Source organism: Paenibacillus sp. YAF4_2, from assembly GCF_052113225.1.
In the GTDB taxonomy this organism is placed as follows: domain Bacteria; phylum Bacillota; class Bacilli; order Paenibacillales; family Paenibacillaceae; genus Pristimantibacillus.
Genome location: NZ_JBFRCT010000015.1, coordinates 16,426 through 38,809, shown reverse-complemented (window position 1 = coordinate 38,809; position 22,384 = coordinate 16,426). Strand labels below are relative to the sequence as shown.

General features: G+C 47.5%; 17 protein-coding genes and 1 pseudogene. All 18 read left to right on the top strand.

Annotated elements, in window-relative coordinates; translation table 11 throughout:
- Positions 1 to 96: 96 nt before the first annotated feature.
- The 18 genes and pseudogenes from metH (at position 97) to AB4Y93_RS26420 (ending at position 22,374) form a co-directional block, all read left to right on the top strand.
- Entirely contained in the window at positions 97 to 3,543 is a 3,447-nt protein-coding gene (gene metH, locus AB4Y93_RS26505; RefSeq protein ID WP_441896540.1) for a methionine synthase, read from the top strand.
- A 102-nt stretch (positions 3,544 to 3,645) separates the two neighbouring features.
- Positions 3,646 to 4,575, top strand: a complete 930-nt coding sequence (gene rnz / locus AB4Y93_RS26500) for a ribonuclease Z (RefSeq protein ID WP_441896538.1) — start codon at positions 3,646 to 3,648, stop codon at positions 4,573 to 4,575.
- A gap of 95 nt (positions 4,576 to 4,670) precedes the next feature.
- A complete protein-coding gene (locus AB4Y93_RS26495) occupies positions 4,671 to 5,162 on the top strand; it encodes a metal-dependent hydrolase (RefSeq protein WP_441896536.1) in 492 nt (163 codons plus the stop codon).
- Positions 5,163 to 5,427: 265 nt separating this feature from the next.
- A pseudogene (locus tag AB4Y93_RS26490) lies at positions 5,428 to 7,662 on the top strand (DEAD/DEAH box helicase); the annotation flags it as partial.
- Positions 7,663 to 7,846: 184 nt separating this feature from the next.
- A complete protein-coding gene (locus tag AB4Y93_RS26485) occupies positions 7,847 to 9,001 on the top strand; it encodes a ribonuclease H-like domain-containing protein (protein WP_441896534.1) in 1,155 nt (384 codons plus the stop codon).
- Complete coding sequence (locus AB4Y93_RS26480) at positions 8,998 to 9,810, top strand: TIGR01457 family HAD-type hydrolase (protein WP_441896532.1); 813 nt, start codon at positions 8,998 to 9,000, stop codon at positions 9,808 to 9,810. The genes AB4Y93_RS26485 and AB4Y93_RS26480 overlap by 4 nt, the downstream gene beginning before the upstream one ends.
- A 31-nt stretch (positions 9,811 to 9,841) precedes the next feature.
- Positions 9,842 to 10,657, top strand: a complete 816-nt coding sequence (gene mutM, locus AB4Y93_RS26475; RefSeq protein ID WP_441896530.1) for a DNA-formamidopyrimidine glycosylase — start codon at positions 9,842 to 9,844, stop codon at positions 10,655 to 10,657.
- A 5-nt stretch (positions 10,658 to 10,662) separates the two neighbouring features.
- Positions 10,663 to 11,496 carry a deoxyribonuclease IV gene (locus AB4Y93_RS26470; RefSeq protein WP_441896528.1) on the top strand — a complete coding sequence of 278 codons (834 nt, stop codon included), beginning with the start codon at positions 10,663 to 10,665 and terminating at the stop codon, positions 11,494 to 11,496.
- Positions 11,493 to 11,831 (top strand): cyclic-phosphate processing receiver domain-containing protein, encoded by a 339-nt coding sequence (locus tag AB4Y93_RS26465; RefSeq protein ID WP_415639903.1) that lies wholly within the window; start codon positions 11,493 to 11,495, stop codon positions 11,829 to 11,831. The genes AB4Y93_RS26470 and AB4Y93_RS26465 overlap by 4 nt, the downstream gene beginning before the upstream one ends.
- A gap of 41 nt (positions 11,832 to 11,872) precedes the next feature.
- Positions 11,873 to 12,892: an SAM-dependent methyltransferase gene (locus tag AB4Y93_RS26460; RefSeq protein WP_441896526.1), complete on the top strand. Its 1,020-nt coding sequence runs from the start codon at positions 11,873 to 11,875 to the stop codon at positions 12,890 to 12,892.
- Positions 12,893 to 13,032: 140 nt separating this feature from the next.
- The gene (locus AB4Y93_RS26455; protein WP_441896524.1) at positions 13,033 to 14,631 is read left to right on the top strand and encodes a serine/threonine-protein kinase; all 1,599 of its coding nucleotides are present in this window, start codon (positions 13,033 to 13,035) and stop codon (positions 14,629 to 14,631) included.
- Positions 14,632 to 14,711: 80 nt separating this feature from the next.
- A complete protein-coding gene (locus tag AB4Y93_RS26450) occupies positions 14,712 to 15,410 on the top strand; it encodes a response regulator transcription factor (protein ID WP_167273720.1) in 699 nt (232 codons plus the stop codon).
- Positions 15,407 to 16,762, top strand: coding sequence for a HAMP domain-containing sensor histidine kinase (locus AB4Y93_RS26445; RefSeq protein ID WP_441896523.1), 1,356 nt, complete (start codon positions 15,407 to 15,409; stop codon positions 16,760 to 16,762). Before AB4Y93_RS26450 ends, AB4Y93_RS26445 begins: the two co-directional genes overlap by 4 nt.
- Positions 16,763 to 16,838: 76 nt before the next feature.
- Positions 16,839 to 17,699 carry a carbon-nitrogen hydrolase family protein gene (locus AB4Y93_RS26440; RefSeq protein WP_441896521.1) on the top strand — a complete coding sequence of 287 codons (861 nt, stop codon included), beginning with the start codon at positions 16,839 to 16,841 and terminating at the stop codon, positions 17,697 to 17,699.
- A gap of 2 nt (positions 17,700 to 17,701) precedes the next feature.
- On the top strand, positions 17,702 to 18,367 hold the full coding sequence (locus tag AB4Y93_RS26435) for a GNAT family N-acetyltransferase (RefSeq protein WP_441896519.1): 666 nt from the start codon (positions 17,702 to 17,704) through the stop codon (positions 18,365 to 18,367).
- A gap of 189 nt (positions 18,368 to 18,556) precedes the next feature.
- A complete protein-coding gene (locus AB4Y93_RS26430) occupies positions 18,557 to 19,234 on the top strand; it encodes a GNAT family N-acetyltransferase (RefSeq protein ID WP_441896517.1) in 678 nt (225 codons plus the stop codon).
- Positions 19,231 to 20,013, top strand: a complete 783-nt coding sequence (locus tag AB4Y93_RS26425; RefSeq protein ID WP_441896516.1) for an MBL fold metallo-hydrolase — start codon at positions 19,231 to 19,233, stop codon at positions 20,011 to 20,013. Before AB4Y93_RS26430 ends, AB4Y93_RS26425 begins: the two co-directional genes overlap by 4 nt.
- 420 nt (positions 20,014 to 20,433) lie before the next feature.
- Positions 20,434 to 22,374 carry an endonuclease MutS2 gene (locus tag AB4Y93_RS26420; RefSeq protein WP_441896514.1) on the top strand — a complete coding sequence of 647 codons (1,941 nt, stop codon included), beginning with the start codon at positions 20,434 to 20,436 and terminating at the stop codon, positions 22,372 to 22,374.
- Positions 22,375 to 22,384 lie beyond the last annotated feature (10 nt).

Sequence of the window (22,384 nt, the reverse complement as noted above, 5' to 3'; positions counted from 1 at the left end):
GCAAATGTAGTCAAATGTCGATGGATTGCCTTTTCAGCGAGCGGCTATTCTGTTACACTATTTGTTAATGATTTTCGGAGGAAGGGTGTACGAAATTTGTTGAAACCGACCATGCAAGAATTGATGCAGCAACGCATCCTCATCCTTGACGGAGCGATGGGAACGATGATTCAGCAGGCAGATCTAGTTGCTGATGATTTCGGCGGAGAAGAGCTGGATGGCTGTAATGAAATGCTCGTATTGACGCGTCCGGATGTAATATCGATGATCCATGAGAAATATCTGGAGGCAGGAGCAGATATTTTGGAAACGAATACGTTTGGTGCGACAAGCGTCGTACTTGCGGAATACGATATCCCGGAAAAAGCCCGTGAGATTAACCTTGCAGCGGCAAAGCTTGCAAGAGATGCAGCGGATAAATTCTCGACACCTGACCGCCCCCGGTATGTAGCCGGAGCGCTAGGTCCAACAACGAAAACGCTGTCGGTAACAGGCGGTGTTACATTTGATGAGCTAGTTGACAGCTATTATGAACAGACACTTGCGCTTATTGAAGGCAATGTTGATGCCATTTTACTTGAAACATCGCAAGATACGCTGAATGTGAAAGCAGGCAGTATTGGTATCCGGAAAGCGTTCGAGGAACTTAAGCGTGAGCTTCCGATTATGATCTCCGGCACAATTGAACCAATGGGAACAACCCTTGCGGGTCAATCCATTGAGTCTTTCTATATTTCACTTGAGCATTTGAAGCCGGTCTCGATCGGTCTGAACTGTGCGACTGGTCCGGAGTTCATGCGTGATCATATCCGTTCGCTTAGCGAAATTGCGGATTCGGCTGTCAGCTGTTATCCAAATGCAGGTCTGCCGGATGAGAATGGCAATTATCATGAGTCACCTGAATCTTTAGCGCGAAAAATGTCGGCATTTGCCGAGCAAGGCTGGCTGAATATTGCCGGCGGCTGCTGTGGAACAACTCCAGCGCATATTAAAGCGTTGGCTGAGACGATGGCCACTTACGCGCCTCGTACGCAATACGGCACCCATCCCGCGGCTGTATCTGGTATTGATACGGTCTTTATCGAAGAAGACAATCGCCCGATTATGATCGGGGAACGGACGAACATTTCCGGTTCACGTAAATTCAAACGCCTGATTAAAGAAGGCAAGTTTGATGAAGCATCGGAGATCGCCCGCGCGCAGGTAAAAGGCGGCGCTCATATTATCGATATTAACCTGCAGGATACGGATATCGATGAAGCTTATGCGGTTCATGAGTTTTTACCGCAAGTTGTGAAGAAAATTAAAGTTCCTCTGATGCTCGATTCGACGTACGACCATATTATCGAACTTGGTCTGAAGTACTCGCAGGGTAAAGCCATTATTAACTCGATCAACCTCGAGGACGGCGAATCAAAATTCGAGAAAATCCTTCCGCTTATTCACCAATATGGTGCATCGGTTGTCATGATCCTCATAGACGAACGCGGACAAGCGGTATCCCGTGAAGCAAAGATGGAAGTGGCGGAGCGGTCTTATAATTTGCTCGTTAATAAATACGGTATGAATCCGGAAGATATTATTTTTGACCCGAATATGTTCCCGGTTGGTTCTGGTGACCCGCAGTATATTGGTTCAGCAGTAGAAACCATCGAAGGCATTAAGATGATTAAAGAGAAGTTCCCGAAAGCGAAGACGATTCTTGGCCTAAGTAATATTTCGTTTGGTCTGCCAGATGCAGGCCGCGAAGTGCTGAACTCGGTTTATTTGTACCATTGTACAAAAGCCGGTCTTGATTATGCGATCGTAAATACGGAAAAACTGGAACGGTACGCTTCGATTCCTGAAGAAGAGCGCAAGCTGGCAGAAGACCTCATCTACAACACGACCGATGAGACGCTTGCTGCATTTGTCGCTGCATTCCGTGAGAAGAAAGTCGTTAAGAAAGAGAAAATATCGAATCTTTCTCTGGAAGAACGTCTTGCCTCATATATTGTTGAAGGTACAAAAGAAGGGCTTATTCCTGACCTTGATCTTGCGCTTCAGAAGTATACGGCGCTGGAAACGATCAACGGACCATTGATGCGCGGGATGGAAGAGGTTGGCCGACTGTTTAATGGCAATGAGCTGATCGTAGCAGAGGTGCTTCAAAGTGCCGAGGTTATGAAAGCATCGGTAGCTCATCTCGAGCAGTTCATGGAGAAGAATGAATCTTCCGTGAAAGGCAAAATCATTCTGGCAACGGTAAAAGGCGATGTACATGACATCGGTAAAAACCTGGTTGAGATTATTTTGTCAAACAACGGTTACAAAATTATTAACCTTGGAATCAAGGTACCGCCTGAACAGCTTATTGAAGCTTATCGTAAAGAGAAAGCGGATATTATCGGCCTCTCCGGCTTACTTGTAAAATCTGCTCAACAGATGGTGATAACAGCGCAGGATATGCGTAATGCGGGTATTGATGCTCCAATTATGGTCGGCGGTGCAGCACTTACGCGTAAGTTCACAAAGACAAGAATTGGCCCGGAATACGATGGTCTTACGCTGTATGCGAAAGATGCGATGGACGGTCTTGATATTGCGAACAAACTGATGGACAGCACACATCGCAGCAGAATGGAAGAAGAAATGCGTGCTTATAAGGAATCAGGTATAGATGAAGCTGAGGAGAAAAAAGTGCAGCCGCAGCTTACTCGCATAGCTCGTTCCAAGATCTCGGTTGATGCGCCTGTCTTTATCCCGCCGGATACCGACAGACATATCCTTCGTGATGTACCGATTCCGCATATTATTCCTTACATCAATATGCAGATGCTGCTTGGCCATCACCTTGGTCTCAAAGGCAACGTAGACAGCCTGCTGCAAGAAGGCAACGAGAAAGCCGTTCAATTGAAAGAAACGGTTGATGCTATTCTGCAGGAAGGTACAACCAGCGGCATTTTAAAGGCGAATGGGATGTATCGGTTCTTCCCAGCTCAATCGACCGGTAATGACATCATTATCTATGATCCGCAGGATCATACGAAAGAGATCAAACGATTTACCTTCCCTCGTCAGCAAGTGGAGCCTTTCCTTTGTCTTGCTGATTATCTGAAGCCAGTTGAGAGCGGCGTAATGGATTATGTAGGTTTCCTCGTCGTTACAGCAGGGCAAGGCATTCGCGAGCTGGCAACAGAGTGGAAGGATCGTGGCGATTATCTGCGTTCACATGCTTTGCAATCAGTTGCGCTTGAAACAGCAGAAGCGATGGCAGAACGTGTCCATCATATGATGCGTGATGTCTGGGGCTACCCGGATCCAAGCACAATGACGATGAAGCAGCGTTTTGGCGCAAGATATCAGGGCATTCGTGTATCCTTTGGTTACCCGGCATGTCCGAACCTCGAGGATCAAGGACCTCTGTTCGAATTAATGAAGCCTGAGGATATCGGAGTAGAACTGACCGAAGGTTTCATGATGGAGCCTGAAGCATCTGTATCAGCAATGGTATTTGCTCATCCGGAGGCACAGTACTTCAACGTTGAAAAAGTAGAACGATAGATGCAAGCTAAGCCTCCGTAAGTGTGAGCTGGTATATCCAGCTTCCCTGCGGGGGCTTTCATCCTATATTGCGGTGACTATTTGATGCGAGGTGACAGCAGAATGGAAGTTTGGTTTCTGGGAACAGGCGCAGGTCGGCCGATGAAGCATCGTAATGTTACATCCATTGCACTAAAACTGCCGGACCCGGATTGTTCTTTATGGATGTTTGATGCAGGCGAGGGTACCCAGCATCAGCTGATGCGAACGCCGCTTAAGCTCGGGAAGCTTGAAGCCTTATTCGTAACACATTTGCATGGCGATCATACATACGGTATTCCGGGCCTGCTTAGTACACGGTCATATGTAGGCGGCAACGGTCCCCTTCAGCTGTTTGGTCCTCCTGGTATCCGGGAGATGATTGAGACAGCAATAACGTTAAGCAGCACGCATCTTGATTACGAGATTACTTATCATGAAGTGAGTGAAGGGGTTATTTTGAAGACGGAACGGTATACGGTTGAAGCGCTGCCGCTTGAACATCGAGTTCCTTGCTTTGGTTACCGTATTACCGAATGCGAGAGCCCAGGGAAACTAAATGTTGAGCGGCTTCAGCAATTAGGAGTTCCGGCAGGTCCGTTATTTGGCCGTATTAAAAAAGGGGAGGACATTACGCTGCCAGACGGTACTTTGATTCGTGCTGCCGATGTGGCGAGTACCCCGTTGTGCGGCAGGACCATTGCTATTGCTGGGGATACCAAGCCATGTGACAACGCAATGCGGCTGGCTCAAAATGCGGATTTACTTATCCATGAAGCAACCTTTGCGGCAGGGCAAGAGGAGAAAGCCCATTTATACGGTCATTCCACAACCGTTGAAGCGGCGAGAACAGCACTTGAAGCGAATGCTAAGCGATTAATCATGACCCATTTCAGCACACGATTTGGCGACGACGATATTGCCGCTCTGGAAGAGGAAGCAAGGACAATCTTCCCGAATTCATCGGCTGCGTATGATCTCTATCATACTGAGGTTCCTCGAGCGAAGGGATAAGCATCTTCTAACAAAATCATCATCGTTTGAAAATAATCCGTAAACGGAGCGTATTATGCTGACCTTAAATCGACGATTGAAGGGATGAGGACAGCATGGATACGGGGAGTCATTTACTGTTTGGTGCAACACTTGGTGGTCTAGCCTGCTTGAATCCGACGGTATCGAGTCAGCCGGAGATTGGGTTCGCAATCCTTGCCGGAACGATCATCGGCAGTCATGCACCAGACTTTGATGTATTTGCAAGGTTAAGAGGGCATGCAGCTTATATCCGCCATCATCGTGGCATTATGCACTCTCTGCCTGCTCCATTCCTATGGGCACGAGCATTGGTTTTACCTTCTGCATGGTTGCTTGGTGTCATGGAGCATGTTCTGTTGATTATGCTATGGACTCTAGGCTTCGTAGATCAAGTACATCTTCATGTACATGAGCATCAGAACGGCTTCGAGGTTTCCTGGATAGACGTCCGCTTCTGGCGTGACAATCATCAAATGGCATTTGGTGTAGATGTAAGTAAATTTAGAAGCGGTCGTGTAATACAACACGGCCGTTTTTGTTGTTTCTTTTTCCTTTCACATATTTAAACAAATTTTGTGACGGTTCATAGGTTAATGGCAAACGGAGTAATTCGAATGATTCTGGAGAAACGTTAGTGTTCGCTTTTGCTCGGGGATTCCTCCCCCTTTGATTAATTCAAAGGAATCCTCGAGCAATGGCGATCGAAGGAACATTCGAATACGTAGGTTGCATTTAACCTAATCGTAATCACAACTCGACGGCAAAATATGTACTCTAGCCAAGCGAACAAATATTCGCTAAACTGTTGGTATCAAGGGGTGACGTCCGAATATGTTCAAGAAGAAAACATTACCTGAATTAATAGATGAATTACGATCCAACGAAAATATAGTGAACTGGTACGAGATGCAGCCACAAGAGGCGAAAACAACGCCATTCGACGATAATGTGGATCCTCGCATTCGTGCAGCACTGCAGAAACGCGGGATATCCGACCTGTACACCCATCAGGGAACGGCATTCCGTCTCGCTTCCAAAGGAGAGAACATCGTTGCAGTAACACCAACGGCCTCAGGCAAAACGATGTGCTACAACCTGCCTGTTCTGCAGGCGATTGCGAAGGATGATACAAGCCGTGCGTTGTATTTGTTCCCGACCAAAGCACTTGCACAAGACCAAAAAAGTGAGCTCAATGAGATCATCAACGAGATGGGCATCGATATCAAGAGCTACACCTATGATGGTGATACCTCTCCAGCAATTCGTCAGATCGTCCGAAAAGCCGGTCATATCGTCATTACAAATCCGGATATGCTTCATTCGGCTATTTTGCCTCATCATACGAAGTGGGTTAGCTTATTTGAAAATTTGAAATTTATCGTGATAGATGAACTTCATACGTATCGTGGCGTGTTCGGCAGCCATGTTGCCAATGTTATTCGTAGACTGAAGCGGATCTGCAAGTTTTACGGAAGTAATCCTACTTTCATTTGTACTTCGGCCACGATTGCCAATCCGAAGGAACTGGCTGAACAGCTTACCGGCAGCCCTATGCGGCTTATTGATGATAATGGAGCGCCAAGAGGGCGCAAGCATTTTGTATTCTATAATCCGCCAATCGTGAATGTACCGTTAAATATCCGCAAGAGCGCAACGGTTGAGGTTAATCATCTGGCGAGGGAATTCCTCAAGAATAAAATCCAGACGATCGTATTTGCCCGCAGCCGGGTGAGAGTTGAAATCATACTCAGCCATATTCAAGAGCTTGTGAAGAATGAGATCGGCACGAAGTCAATTAGAGGTTACCGGGGAGGATATTTACCGAAACAGCGCAGAGAGATCGAGAAAGGTCTGCGTGACGGCGAGATTCTTGGTGTTGTAAGTACAAACGCCCTGGAGCTTGGCGTAGACATCGGGCAGCTGCAGGTTTGCGTAATGACTGGTTATCCGGGCAGCATCGCGAGTACTTGGCAGCAAGCTGGACGTGCAGGGAGAAGGCATGGGGAAGCATTGATTCTGATGGTAGCCAGCTCTACACCAATCGATCAGTATATTGTACAAAATCCGGAGTATTTCTTCGACCGTACGCCAGAATCCGCACGTATTAATCCGGAGAATCTGATCATCCTGGTTGACCATATTCGCTGCGCAGCTTATGAGCTGCCGTTTAAGAATACAGAGGAATTTGGTCCAGCTGAAGTTAGCGAGATTTTGGAGTATTTGCAGGAGGAACGCGTACTACACCGGAATGGAGATACGTTCTATTGGGCGAATCAGGCATTCCCTGCAAGTGAGATCAGCTTGCGTTCCGCATCGCAGGAAAATGTCGTTATTGTGGATCAATCCAATGTAGCCGATGTGAGAATTATTGGGGAAATGGACCGGTTCAGCGCGATGACGCTGCTGCATGATGAAGCGATCTATTTGCATGAAGGCGTGCAATTCCAGGTCGAGAAGCTGGACTGGGATCATAAGAAAGCTTATGTGCGTGAAGTGGACGTTGAGTATTACACAGATGCTAATCTGGCAGTAAATCTCAAAGTTCTGGAGATCGATAAGTCAAGAATCTCCGGCCATGGTGCGGTTCATCAAGGTGATGTAGCCGTTACGATGATCCCCACGATATTCAAGAAGATCAAACTGACAACCTTTGAAAATATTGGATCAGGACCCATTCACCTGCCTGAGCAGGAGCTTCATACCCGTGCAACTTGGCTTGAGCTGAAAGATACGGATCCTGAGCTGGGAACGAAGACGCTGGAACAATTGCTGCTTGGTATCGCAAACGTGATTCAGCATATCGTTCCTGTGTTGGTCATGTGCGACCGCAGCGACGTCCATGTTACTTCACAGATTAAGGCTGCTCATACAGGACTGCCAACTATTTTTATTTACGACCATTATCCAGGCGGGATCGGGCTTGCCGACGACGTATACAAACGTTTTGATGAGGTGAAGCAGGCCGCTGCCAATCTAATAAAAAAATGCTCATGCAAGGATGGATGTCCATCATGTATCGGAAACGAAATCGAAGGAATAAACGGGAAGCACAAAAGCATTCAGCTCAGCAGAACCAGCAGAACCAGCAGAACCAGCAGAACCAGCAGAACCAGCAGAACCAGCAGAACCAGCAGAACCAGCAGAACCAGCAGAACCAGCAGAACCAGCAGAACCAGCAGAACCAGCAGAACCAGCATCTTCTCCGGCTGCTCTAGATCATTTGGAGACCTTGTCTGAGGAATGGTCATCCATGGGAGTTAAGCTGCTTCATAACGAAGCGGGCAGCTTTCTGATTCGCCGGCTGAGCTATCCTGCTGCTCATAAGCACGGAATACACGGTCTGGATGAGCTTTCATCATCCGTTGTGGGACTTGCAGCCTTCCATGAGGAGGCGTCCCCTCTCGTGGCAGAACAGCTGCTCTACTTGGATTTGGAGACCACAGGGCTAGGTGTTGGAACGGGTAATATTCCGTTTATGGTTGGTCTGGCTTATTGGTCAGGAACAGAATTGATTGTCGAGCAAGCGGTAATCCGTCATCCCGCGGAGGAGCGGGCAATGCTTTATTATTTGAGCGGAAAGCTTGCCGGATATCGGTACCTAGTTAGTTACAATGGAAAAACCTTCGATTGGCCGGTTATGCAAACCCGGTTTATTATGAATGGTTACAATCGCAGTTTATGGCAGCCTCTTCATCTAGATTTCCTTCATCCCTCACGAAGTATATGGAAAAATACATTAACTTCCTTACGACTTAGCCACGTTGAGGAAGAGAGGCTTGGCATTGAGCGGGTGGACGATGTGCCCGGATCACTGGCTCCGCAGCTTTATTTTCAATTTCTAGCTGATGGTAATCCAGAGCCTCTTAGAGGAGTGTTCGAGCACAATGAAATCGACATGCTGTCACTCGTCTGTTTGTCTATTCGATTCGGCCATCTGCTTAATGGGACGGAAGGCGGATATCAGCTGCCAATGCCGCAAGAACCGGAAGAGCTCATAAGGACCGGTTTATGGCTGGAGAAGATGGGACATGCAGATCGTGCGGAGCGGATGTTTGAACTTGCTGTTCAGTCCGAACGTGCTGCCGCAGCACCGCTTTCCATGCTGGCTGCCAGAGACAAGAAGGCTGGAAATTGGGAGCGAGCTGTGTTATTGTGGCAGAAGACTGTTATACAATCCGTCCAATATGGATCTGCTGGGATCAACGCGAGTGTTGAACTAGCTATGTATTATGAACATAAGCTGAAGGATTATGATTCAGCTCTATCATATGTGACAGAAGCACTAGAACAGGCGCTTAGCGATCCTCTTGGACGGCGGGATGCTAAGCGCCGCGCCGAACTTGATAGCCTTCGTAAGCGGAAAGAGCGGCTTCTGCGCAAGACGGGAAGGAAGCTTGCTGAATGAATGAACAACTAGCATCGATGAAAGGCCTGCTCCTAGATTTGGACGGCACTTTATATCATGGTACACAGCGAATCGATGGAGCAGATGTGTTAATCAGGCAGCTGCGGGAGTGGAAGCTTCCTTATCGTTTCGTGACGAACAATTCGACCGTTTCCCCAGAAACCGTTGCTGACCGGCTGCGGAAGATGGGGATCGATGCCGAGCCTGCTGAAGTCTGTACCTCAGCACAGGCTGCGGCGCAATACATAGCAAACAAGAAGCCTGGCGCAACCGTTCTTGTTATTGGCGAGAGTGGACTGTTAGAAGCGGTTGAAGCAGCTGGTCTTCAGCTCGTTGAAGACCAGCCTGATTTTGTCCTGCAAGGACTCGATCGGCAGCTCTCTTATGAACGAATGACGAGAGCTGTCCGTTCGATCCATCAAGGTGCCGAATTTGTATTAACGAATCCGGATTTGCTTTTGCCTGGCGAAGGCGGGTTATTCCCGGGTGCAGGCTCGATTGGCGCCATGCTGACGGCGGCTGGAGGGAAGGAACCAACCTTGATCGGCAAACCCTCAAAGATATTGATGGATTACTCGCTGCGTCAGATTGGCCTGACTGCTGAACAAACCTGGGTTATTGGTGATAATATGGCGACGGATATTGCGGCTGGTCATGCCTCGGGCTGCGGGACATTGCTCGTATTGACTGGTTTAACGAATGCGGATAACTTCGAACATTATGCGGAGCGCGCAGGGTGTAAGCCCGATGTTATTTGTGAAGATCTACATAAGCTTCTCTCGTATATTTCGGCCTCGATCGGGATATAAGAGAAGGAAGACAGGAAGGAAGCGAGCTTGAATGCCGGAACTACCAGAAATGGAAAATTACCGATTGCGTTTATCGGAGCTTATTATCGGCTCGCCGATTTTAGGCACAGAAGTTACACGGGACAAATCGATTAATGTAAGTGCCGAACTATTCGAAAATGAGCTTGCCGGACGGACGATATGGTTCGTTGAACGTAGAGGCAAGCATCTTTTATTCCACCTTGATAACGGCAAACGTCTTGTGCTCCATCTGATGCTTGGAGGCACGATTTTTTATGGAACGGATGAAGAACGTCCAGACCGTACTGTACAGGTGACTATACGGTTTGCCACTGGGAATTTATACTTTATCGGCCTTCGATTGGGTTATCTCCATCTCATGTCTGTGAAGGAAGCAGATGCGAAATTGTCAGAGCTTGGACCCGATCCTTTTGATAAAAGATTGACGCTGGAACGCTTTAAAGCTCGCTTTGATAAGAAGAGAGGCGCGATTAAGACAGCTTTAGTCGACCAGCATGTGTTGTCCGGAATTGGCAATTGCTATGCGGACGAGATCGCTTTCTCGGCAAAGATTCGCCCAGATGCAAAAATTCCTTCCTTGACAAGCGATACATGGGAACGACTCTATGAATCGATGCATAGTGTGTTAAAGGAAGCGATTTCAAAGGGCGGCTATATGGAACAGCCATTAACGACAGACGATACATTAACCGGTGGTTTTAACGACCATTGCCAAGTGTATGACCGTGGAGGCGAGCCTTGTTTCGTGTGCGGAACGCCAATCGAGCAGATTGAAATTTCGTCACGTAAAGCATTCGTCTGCGGTACTTGTCAGAAGGAACAATAGAACTTATGTATCTCGGCCGTCATCTCAGTATAAAAGAAGGCTACGCTGCCGCTGCCAAATCCGCCTATATGGGCGGCATTAGTGCTTTTCAGTATTTTCCCAAAAATCCTCGCAGTCTCGGTCTGAAATCTTTCGATCGAAGAGATGCTGAGCGTTGTGCGGAACTCTGCAAACAATACGACATCGTTACGATTGCACATTCCCCTTATCCGACGAATCTTGCATCCGAACGTGAGGATGTACGCCAAAGAACCGTTGAGTCTCTGCTGAATGACCTGGATATCGCAAACAGCTGCGGCTCAATTGGCGTAGTGGTTCATTTTGGCGTCTATAAGGGAAAAGAACCACTTCTCGGTTATCAGTCCATTATCAAGTCCCTTGACGAAGTGACTAGCAGATGGGACGGCAAAGCTAAGCTGCTGATTGAGATTCAATCAGGTGAGCACACCTTTATGGGAACGACCATAGAGGAACTGGCGCAAATTCGCGGGTTATGTTCGCAGTCAGAGAAGCTGGCCTTTTGCCTCGATACCTGTCATATGTTCGCTAGTGGGCTTTGGCATGGGGAAGAAGACGCCGAGTGGCTGAATAAAGCGGCAGCGTTAGGTGTGCTGGATCAGGTGGCAGCTATCCACTTTAATGATTCGATGTTTGCGGCAGGAGCCCGCCGGGATCGGCACGCAGCGCTTGGAAGCGGGCATATCAATGAAGCGGGATTGAAATGGCTGATGACTGTACCGGCGCTAAACAAGGTTCCTTTTATACTGGAAACGCCTTCAGACGAAGACGGCACTTATGCTAGACAATTGAATCTGATGCGCGAATGGGGGACACAATGATGATTCATGTGTATTTGGATGATTACCGCCCATGTCCAAAAGGCTTCGTGCTCGCTCGAAATGTGGAAGAGTGCAAGCTTCTGATTGATTCCGAGTCAATTGATATATTATCTCTTGATTATGATTTGGGCTGGAACGAGCCTACGGGCTATGAAGTTGTGCGGCATATGGTGGAGTCGGCACGTTACCCGAAGAAGGTATATCTTCATACTTCCAGTACGGCAGGAAGAATGCATATGTATCATATGCTGTCCTCCCATGGGCCAATTGAAATGAAGATTATGAACGGACCTATGCCGGATTCGCTGCTGGATGAAATTGCGGCGAACGGCTAATATAGATTGTTGTTTTGGTGCAGCAACGGAGGGGTGTAGAAGTGAGCCGATGGATTGGTACGGCTAATCAGGGGTATTCCCCTTATGCAATTGAAGAACTTCGGCGGCTGTTAGATGGCGTGAAAGTTACGCCTCTAGCCGCCGGAGAGACTTTTTTATTCGATAGTGAACCTTCTGCTGAGGAAGTGATCTCAGCAGTTGTAAAGGAACCACCGATTTTCCTGCGGCATTTACAGCCTGTTGACCGGACAATCGAGATCAAAGGCAATGCAGACGATCTGCAGGAGTTGTCGGAGACGGTAAGACGCTCACAGCTGTTGTTTGAGGACAAGCAGGTAGCGATTCATGTTCGCCGAGTCAATAAGACAGCATACCCTTATTCGGCATCAGATACGAAGGCCGTGCTGGATGCCGTATTAGAGGAAATTGATGCGACACCGGTTGTTCAACAGCCGGATATTATTATTGCTATTTATGCGGCAGCAAGCGAGCTATATGTAGGCTTTGGCAAACCTCAGGACATGCTGTCCGATTGGCCAGGGGGAGCCGTCCGTTTCCAGCGGGAGGATGGACAAATTTCCAGAGCCAAGTTCAAACTGCTTGAAGCAGAACGGGAGTTTGGACTGAATTATGCCATATTCCGCAATGCAGTGGATATTGGGGCTGCGCCAGGCGGCTGGACATCGCTTTTACTCGAGAGGGGATTACGCGTTACAGCCATTGATCCGGGGGACATGCATCCTTCCTTGGCAGGTCATCCTGCTCTTACTTATCTCAAGCGTAATGCTTCAGATGTAAAGTTCCAGGCAGGATCATTTGATCTGCTCGTATGCGATATGAGCTGGAGTCCGATGCAGATGTGCCGGTTAGTATTGGATCTGGAGCAAGCCCTTGCTCCGCATGCAACAGCTATCATTACAATAAAACTGATGCATAAGAAGCCTCTGCAGACGATCCGAGAAGTGAAGGAACGATTCTCAACGGCATTTATTATTAAGCGGGCGAAGCAGTTGTTCCATAACCGTGAGGAGATTACTCTCTATCTCGAAAAGAAACAATAGGCGAGCTATACGACCCTATGCTACGATAGCAATATAACGTAATACAGCGGGAAAGCATCCCGGTTTGAACAGGAATCCATAACGGATTCTTCGTTCAAGCCGGGATTTTTTTATGGATTAATAATAAGGAGGATGGTTGTATGAAGATAGACGGAAGCTGGGGATCCGGGACGATCCTGGGTGAACGGTATCGGGTATTAAGTAAGCTTGGCAGCGGCGGTATGGGGGAAGTATATGCGGCTGAAGATATAAGGCTTCAAGGGAAGCTCCGTGCTATTAAAGTGGCTGAATCCGTACATGCTTATGAGGAAGCTAGGATGCTGATGCGGCTTAGCCATCCGAGTCTTCCGCATATTATTGACAGTTTTACCCTTGACGGGCAAGGGAAGGAAGCCATTGTGATGGACTATATTCACGGCTTCACCTTAGGCGAGGTATTTAATCGGCAGGGGAAGAAGCTTTCTTTTCGTGATGTGCTGCGTATGGCCATTCCTTTATGTTCGGCGCTTGTTTATTTGCATCGCCAGTCACCACCCATCATCCATCGAGATATTAAGCCATCGAATATTATGGTTGAAGATAACGGCCATGTTCGCCTAATTGATTTCGGTATAGCGAAGTCAAGATTGGCCGTTCAGACACAAACGACGATGAAGCTTGGTACACCTGGCTTTGCTGCTCCGGAGCAGCATATGGGACGAAGTGAAATGCGTACCGATATTTACGGTTTTGGTGCGCTGCTTTATTACTTGTTAAGCGAGGGCAGCTATATTAATCATGCTGAATTCAAGAGGAGCAGCTTCCTAAGGCAGCTGCAGGCAGATGTTCCGGGTCAATTTGCAGAGATGCTGTGGAGAATGGTTCAGCCGAGTGTGGACGATCGTTATGCTGTGATGAGTGAGGTTGAGAAAGAGCTGCTGATTTATGCTTCTTATTTGCCTGACGGGGAGAACTTTACGAACTTGATGAATTTAGGTAAATCATTCTCCTATGGTAGAAGCCGAAATCATAATCGGTCACTGCAGATTGCTGTCGTTTCATTATCGCCTGGGGCAGGTGCTACCTTTATAGCCATTACACTTGCGAAATTGCTTGGGGCCCGAGGACTGACCTGTACAGCTGCAGAATTTCCTACGGAACGGCCTGAATGGGCCGCTCTGTTACGAAGCAATATGAAAGGACGCGATCAACGAGAAGACAAGTATTACAGCTGGAACGATCAAGGTGTATGGTGGTATGCGCAGCAGCATCCTATCCTTTTGGCTCAAAGGGATGAGATGGATAAGCTTCAGCTTCGGCAGAAAGGGGGAGAAGCTGAAGTGATTATTACCGATCTTTCTGGAGGAGCCAGCCCCCTTCATAAGGAATGGATGCTTCAATCCGATATCGTGATTAGTGTTGCAGACCCCTATCCTTCCAGATGGAGGACGGAGCAGCTCAAGGAACTAATGCAAATAAGCAGTCAACTGTCCGCAAATGGAGGTTCGATGTTGTGGATTGCGAATAAAGATACTAAGTTCGCTGGACGGAATGAATGGATGAGTATGCTGCCCGAGTATCCTATAGCGGCAATTCCTCTATTGCCTGCAACAGCTTGGCTCGACGCCATGTGGCGGGGTCAATGGGCAACAGATTGGAAAGGTCTTTGCAAACAATTGGAAAAAGCTTTTCTGCCATTGATTGAATATGCAGCAAAGGAACTGCAAAAGAAAGCCGTTCATGTCAGCTTTAGGCACTGACCTTGCTTGCATTTGAAATAAACCTTCTTTATGATGAATACGAGTCCATAAGCATATTTGGAAGCAGGTGAACATCCAGAATGAATGAACGAGTTTTGGTAGTTGAAGACGAGGCGGGGATTTCCCGCGTATTACAACTTGAGTTAGAACATGAAGGATATACGGTCGGTACAGCAGCCGACGGACGTACAGGATATGAGATGGCTTCAACAGGTGAGTGGGAACTGATTCTGCTTGATGTGATGCTGCCTGAATTAAATGGGATTGAGGTGCTTCGCCGACTGCGTCAGGCGGGCAACCCTGTGCCTGTTATTTTGCTTACAGCAAGAGATACGGTACCTGATAAGGTAAGTGGCTTCGAGCATGGCGCGAATGATTATATTACGAAGCCATTTGCAATGGAAGAGCTGCTTGCGCGTGTCCGCAACATTTTGCGTATATTCCAGCAGTATCCGAAGGAATCTGAAGGATCAGATTTGATCAAGGTAGGCGACTTGACGATAGAGCTGCGAACTCGCAAGGTGTATCGCAAGGATATTGTCATTGAGCTTACACCACGTGAATTCGAACTTCTTGTCTATTTGGTCGAGAATAAGAATGACGAGAAATCGCGTGAAGATATTTTATCAGAGGTGTGGGGTTATGATTTTATCGGAGAGACGAATCTGGTCGATGTCTATATCCGATATTTGCGTCAAAAGCTGGACAAGGGTTACCGCCACAAGCTGATTCATACGGTCCGTGGCGTTGGTTACATGATAAAGGAGCCTGACGCATGACGCTTCGCAAACGATTCACGCTTTTTACAATTTTCTGGCTAATCTTTATTCTCATTTTGTTTAATATCTTTGTGTACTTCTACGTCATCAAGATTACGACGGAGAGCGAACAGCGAGTGATTGGGAATAAGGTAAATCTCATGCTGGAAAATCCGAACATCCAAGACGGCAAAGGGATATTCGACCCTGATCTCTTGAACGAATATTATAATGTGAACGAAATGATACGTATTATTAAGCCTGACGGAAAAATTGTTAATATTACCGGTTCAGACCCTATTTTATTGAATCTGCCGGCATCCTTTCAGAGTCATCACGATACGGGTATGATCAAAAAGGGCAGCGAGCGGATTATGTATATGCGCGTTCCTATTTATGATGGGACTAATGTCGTTGCCATGCTTGAGATTAATCGAGTTCTGAACGAGCTTGATGATTATTTGCAAATTCTGGTTGCTGCTCTTTCTGTTACAAGTGCGGGTGCCATTCTATTTGCTATTTTCGGAACGTATTGGTTCACCTCCCGGCTTACTTCGCCGATGCAGCAGATGATCATTACGATGCGCGAAATCGACCGAAGCGGGAAGCTGCGCAAGATCGAGCCTTCAAGTCATGAAGAATCAGCCGAGCTGCAGCAGCTTGTACGAGCTTTTAACCAGATGATAGACAGGCTTGACCGCACATTTGCGAGACAAAAGCAGTTTGTCGCCGATGCTTCCCATGAACTAAAGACCCCGCTTACCGTCATTAGCAGTTATGCTGGTATGTTGAAGCGTTGGGGACGTGATGATGAGAACATTCGTAATGAAGCGATTGAAGCGATTGATAAGGAAGCAAACCGTTTACAGAACTTGACGAAGTCCATGCTTATGCTAGCTGAAGCTGAGCAGGAGGATTGGCTGAATCAAGAGATGTTTGACGTTGTTCAAGTTGTGGATGAGCTTGCTGTTATGCTGCAGACGACCTTCCAGCGTCCAATTCGGGTGAAAGCAATGTCCCGTTCTGTTCGTTTGTACGGAGATAAGGATAAGATCCGGCAGCTGCTTGTGATCTTACTCGATAATGCCATTAAATACAGTAAAGATCCGATAGATGTTACGGTCAGCCTGATCAGAAACATCGTTAAGATCGAGGTCAAGGATAAAGGGATCGGCATACCGGAGAATGAAATCCCGCATATGTTCGAGCGCTTCTACCGGGTAGATGGTGCAAGAAGCCGCGCGACAGGTGGTGTTGGTCTAGGGCTGTCGATTGCCAAACGTATTGTTGACCTTCATGAAGGCAAGATTGATGTATTTAGTCTGCCGGATCTTGGGACGACAATCTCGATTCAGTTCAAACAAAGAAAGTAAAGGAAATAGTACAAGCTTACGAAGTAAGAATTGCCAGCCAAAAGCAGCGGAAATTCTTTTAAAGGGGAGAGGTCTGTTGAAATACCGTGTTGCCTCTGTACAATATCATCTGGAAGACATCACATCGTTTGACCTGTTTGCTGCGCAAGTTACTCATTATGTCCGGAATGCCTCGGAATACGGGACACAGATTATGTTGTTCCCGGAGTTTTTGACAACACAGTTATTATCAATCGGGGATGAAAATGGGAAGGCAATGCCTATCGACCGTTTACCCGAGTTTACAGAGCAGTATGAAGGGTTGTTCCGCACGCTGTCCAAAGAGTATGACATGTACATTGTAGGCGGTACACATGTTGTGGATGCCGGTAATGGCAAACGTCAGAACACGGCTCACTTATTCCATCCGGATGGGAAGATTGATCGTCAAGCCAAAATTCATCTCACGCCTACGGAAGTTACCGAGTGGAACATGACACCAGGTGACGGACTTCAGGTGTTCGATACTCCATTTGGCACAATAGGAATGTTGACTTGCTATGACATTGAGTTTCCAGAAATCGTCCGTATGGCGCGTGCAAAAGGGGCGGACGTTATCTTCTGTCCATCCTGTACAGATGACCGTCATGGCTTCTATCGTGTACGGTATTGCTGTCATGCAAGAACTGTGGAGAATCAAATCTATATTGTAACGACAGGGACGGTTGGATCGCTGCGCAAAGTTGATTTCATGCGTGCCAATTATGGGCAAGCAGCGGTAATTACGCCAAATGATATTCCCTTCCCGCCTGCAGGTATTTTGAGCGAAGGAGTCATCAATGACGATATGCTCATTGTGGCGGACCTGGATCTCCAGCTGCTGGAGGACGTGCGTGCTGCAGGATCAGTGACGACCTGGAGAGACCGTCGGACCGATCTCTATACGGATTGGACATAATTATGCGCAAGCAATTGTTCGTTATTCATGATGGAGTGCCAACCGAAGCTATTATTCGTACTTATACTTCACAGGATTTTAAGGCCTTAATTGATGTTCAGAGCGAAAGCTTCCCGCCTCCGTATCCGGAGGAGCTTTGGTGGAACGAAGAACAGCTGACCGAACATATTAACCGGTTTCCAGAAGGGGCATTATGCTGTGAAATCGGAGGCAAAGTGATCGGCTCCATGACAGGACTTATTGTGGATATGTCTCATTATCACGAAGCGCATAGCTGGGAGCAAATTACGGACAGCGGCTATATCCGCAATCACAATCCAGACGGTGATACCCTGTACGTTGCTGATATTTGTGTCGTTCCAGCCTATCGGAAGGCCGGTATTGGCAAATGGCTTCTTCAGTCGATGTATGAAACGGTTGTCCATCTCGGTCTCAAGCGGCTTCTCGGAGCCGGCCGGATGCCCGGTTATCATCTTCACGCTGCTGAAGAGACACCTGAGCAATACTTGGAGAAAGTGATGAAGGGCATTTACAAAGACCCTGTCATCACCTTCCTTCTCCGCTGCGGCAGAACTCCTGTGGGAATCACAGCCAACTATCTGGACGACGAAGAGTCCTGTAATTACGCTGCGCTAATGGAATGGCGCAATCCGTTTTTGAAGGTTTAAAGACAAATATTATATTTCGAGCGTTGGTGCGGAGAGAAAACCTGGAGCCTTCAGAGCGATAGCGCCCGCCTTTGTTTTTGAATGTAAACCACTGGGATTTTCAATCCAAACATTCAAAAACAACAGCGGCTGAAGGCCCAGGCTTTCTCATAGCACCCATCAGCTCTACATAGATTGGAGTGTTTGTTCATGCCATTAAAGTATCACCGCATTAATTCCATTAATGATCCATATTTCGCATCACTTCACGCGCTGCTCAAACGGATCTTCCCACCTGAAGAGGTTCTCGCTTACGAGCTGTGGAAAGAGCCTCTCGAAGATCCAGGCATTCATGTCTACGTAGCCATTGAGAACGGTGAAGTAGTCGGCTCCACAGAGTACCGCTATTATCCTGAGCTTCGAGTAGCGATGACCGACTTTACCATTATCGGCGAGCCAAATAAAGGTATCGGCCGTTTCCTAATGCGGGGACGCGAGAAGGATCTGGCTCGATTGGCACAAGAGTCAGGTACATCCCCAATCGGCATGTTCGCAGAAATCTATAACCCCTATGAAAGCTCAGAGCATGAATTCGGCGGAGTTACACCGATGAATCCGTATGTACGCCGTGAAGTGTTATCGCACATCGGATATAAAATGATCAATATCCCTTACGTGCACCCGTCCTGGGAGCTTACAGGAGAGGCAGTGGAGGGGCTTAATCTATGCTTCCTGCCTGCAGATGAAGAGTTAGCTGCCATTCCAGCAGCGCTAGTCGTTCAGTTCTTAGAAGGCTACTACTCTGCACTTCCTAATAAGCCACAAGAATGGCTTGATATGATCGAAGGGCTGCGCGGCAAGGAGCAGATCGAGCTGCTGCCGATATGATGAAGATTATTTTCCGAGGAACAGGGGATGCGATGGGTGTTCCTCGTGTTTATTGCGAATGCGAGGTATGCACTGAAGCGAGAACTAGCGGCGTCAATCGCCGCTATCGTTCCCTTGTACAGCTTGAAGATGCTGATATTGGAACCATGATGATTGACTGCGGGCCGGACTGGCGAACACAGATGGAGGCAGCTGGCCTTCATTTTGTGAATCGGATTCTTGTGACGCATGCACATTTCGACCATATCGGGGGCCTTCCTGAGTGGGCGGATGCTTGCCGATGGCTAGGGGTAAAAGGTGAAGCTTATGCCCACGAAGAAGTTATTGCGGAAATTATGCAGCGTTTTCCTTGGCTGAATCGTAATATTCGCTTTATTGCAATCGATACACCTTGTGATTTTGGCAATTGGCGTGTCTCAACGTGGAAAGTGAATCATGGCAAGAACGGTTATGCTTATGCTTTTCGATTTGACCATCAAGAGTCAGGTGAAGCATGGGCTTATTGTTCCGACTCAATTGGGTTAACAGAAGAGCAGCAGAAGCCGCTTTACGGGCTGGATCTGCTTGTGCTTGGCACAAGTTTTTATAAAGAAAACTTCGCGTATGAGACGCGTTCCGTCTATGATGTGACGGAGGCTCTTGACATGCTTCCGACATGGAAGCCAAAGAGAACCTTATTTACGCATATGTCTCATGATATCGATCTGAGGCGATCATACCCGTTACCAGAGCATGCGGAATTTGCTTATACAGGTTTGGAAGTTCCTGTAGGAAATTGAATTGACAAATCGTAAGCCTTTAGCGTACATTGTGATTATAGCTAAGAAATTAGCTGCTTGATTGAATGTGTGATTTCGGAAGGGGAAATTTTAATGTTTGCTGGTGTTCTTAACTTCTAATTGGATAGATCGGTTTTGTTTGTTCGTCTGATTGGCTTGCTGATGCCGTTTTTGTCATCATGCATGCTTCTATCGTGACGTCTCTGGACAAAGACCGATGCCAAGAGTTAAGAACATGAGGATTTCCGCCTGAAGATATTCGGCTGGCTATCACCGTGCTCTTGCAGCACGGTTTTTTTGTGCTTCAAAGGGCATTTAACGGGATTGGTCTAGGCCGAAACGATAACAGGAACGGAACGCTTCTTGCGTTCTTTTCCTGTTTTTTTATACCCAAAAACAATTAAAGGAGCATCTAAACACATGAATGAAGCTGTATTTCAAAGACTGGAATATGACAAATTGAAGGATAAAATGATCGGTTATACGGTATCACCAGCAGGTCAATTATTGGCTGAGCGACATGTACCAAGCACGAACCGGAAGCAAATTAGAGCTTGGCTGAATGAAACAGAAGAGGCAGCGGCCTTGCTCGCAACTGGTGCGAGTGTACCCCTTTCGGCCATGGAGGGCATTGATCCTTTTCTGTCCCTGCTTGGTAAGGGCAGAATCTACACTGAATCGGAGCTGGATCAGCTGTTAGCATGGCTTGTATCGATCGCCCAGATGAAGCGTTACATGGATAATAAGCGAATGATTGCACCTACGATTGCCGCCTACGCCGATTCGATGAATGATTGTCCTCGGCTGAAGCAGGAGCTCGACCGCTGTATTCGGTATGGGAGTCTTACGGATCAAGCAAGTGCTGATCTTGGCACGATACGCCGTCATCTGATCGCGGTAGAAGATAAAATTCATAAGAAGCTGGAAGCTTCGCTTTCCAAGTACAAGTCGGCACTGCAAGATCCGATTATAAGTAGAAGAAGGGGCAGGTCAGTTATTGCGGTCAAGCGAGAACATCGGAAGCTTGTTCCAGGCACGGTGTGGGATGAGTCATCAAGTGGTCAGACGCTGTTTATTGAGCCAATTGATGTTGCAGAATTGCAGCAGGAATGGCAAGAATGGAAGGCTGAAGAGGAAAGGGAAAGAACGATTATTTTATCGCGGCTGTCAGATGAAGCTGAACTGTATAAGCTGGATCTGTTCCAGAATCGGGAGGCCATGGCATCTTTTGATTTCATGCTGGCTAGAGGTAAATTGTCACTTTCCTATAATGGTCAGCCTGTGACATTAAGCGATGAGCCTATAATTAAGCTGGTAGAGGCTCGCCATCCATTGCTGGGGCAACAAGCGGAGCCCATCCATGTAGAGCTTGGCGTTCGTTGGAAACAGCTCATTATTACAGGGCCAAACACAGGAGGTAAGACGGTAGCACTCAAAACAATCGGACTGCTCGCGCTGCTTGTCCAATCCGGTTTACTTGTCCCGGCTTCCCGGGACAGCCGATTTGGAGTGTTCCGGCATATTATGGCCGATGTAGGCGACGGACAAAGCCTTGAGCAGTCGTTATCTACATTCTCTTCACACATTTCCGTTCTGAAAGAAATGCTTCATTCGGCAGATGAGCAGACGATTATTCTTCTCGATGAATTGGCAGCTGGGACTGACCCCGGCGAGGGAATCGCCTTGTCCATTGCGGTCCTAGAGGAGCTGCTGCAACGTAAAGCACTTACTGCGGCGACTACCCATTTTAATGAGATTAAGAAGTTTGCATCAAATACAGCTGGCTGCATGAATGCGAGAATGGCTTTTGACGCGGAGACGTTACGCCCTCTCTATCGTCTTGAGGTAGGAGAAGCGGGAGAAAGCCATGCTTTCGCGATTGCTAGACGCTTTGGACTTCCGGAGCATGTGATGAAGCGGGCGGAGAAGTTGGCAGAAGGCCGAACAGAGATCCGTTTGGAAACATCTTCGTCCGTGTATGAGGAGAAGACAGTGGGAGTGGTAGTAGAAGAAGCTGTCGATACTATGAAGAATCGAGCCGAACAAAAACAAAAGTCCCCAGCCCCTGTTCTTCTCAAAGGTGATGCGGTGTGGATTTATCCGCTTCGGCGTGCGGGAATTGTCTTCCAGCCGGCCGATGAGCGGGGCGAAGTAATTGTTCAGGTGCAGGGTAAAAAAATGGGCTTTAACCGCAAGCGATTAAAGCCTTATATCAGCAAGGAAAAACTGTATCCTGGATCTGATTATGATATGGATATTGTGTTCGATACAAAAGATAATCGAAAAAAACGGAAGCTTATTGGTCGGAAGTATGTAGAAGGCTTGACGATCGAGACAAAGCAGGATGTGACAGAAAGTTAAGCTGCTTCTC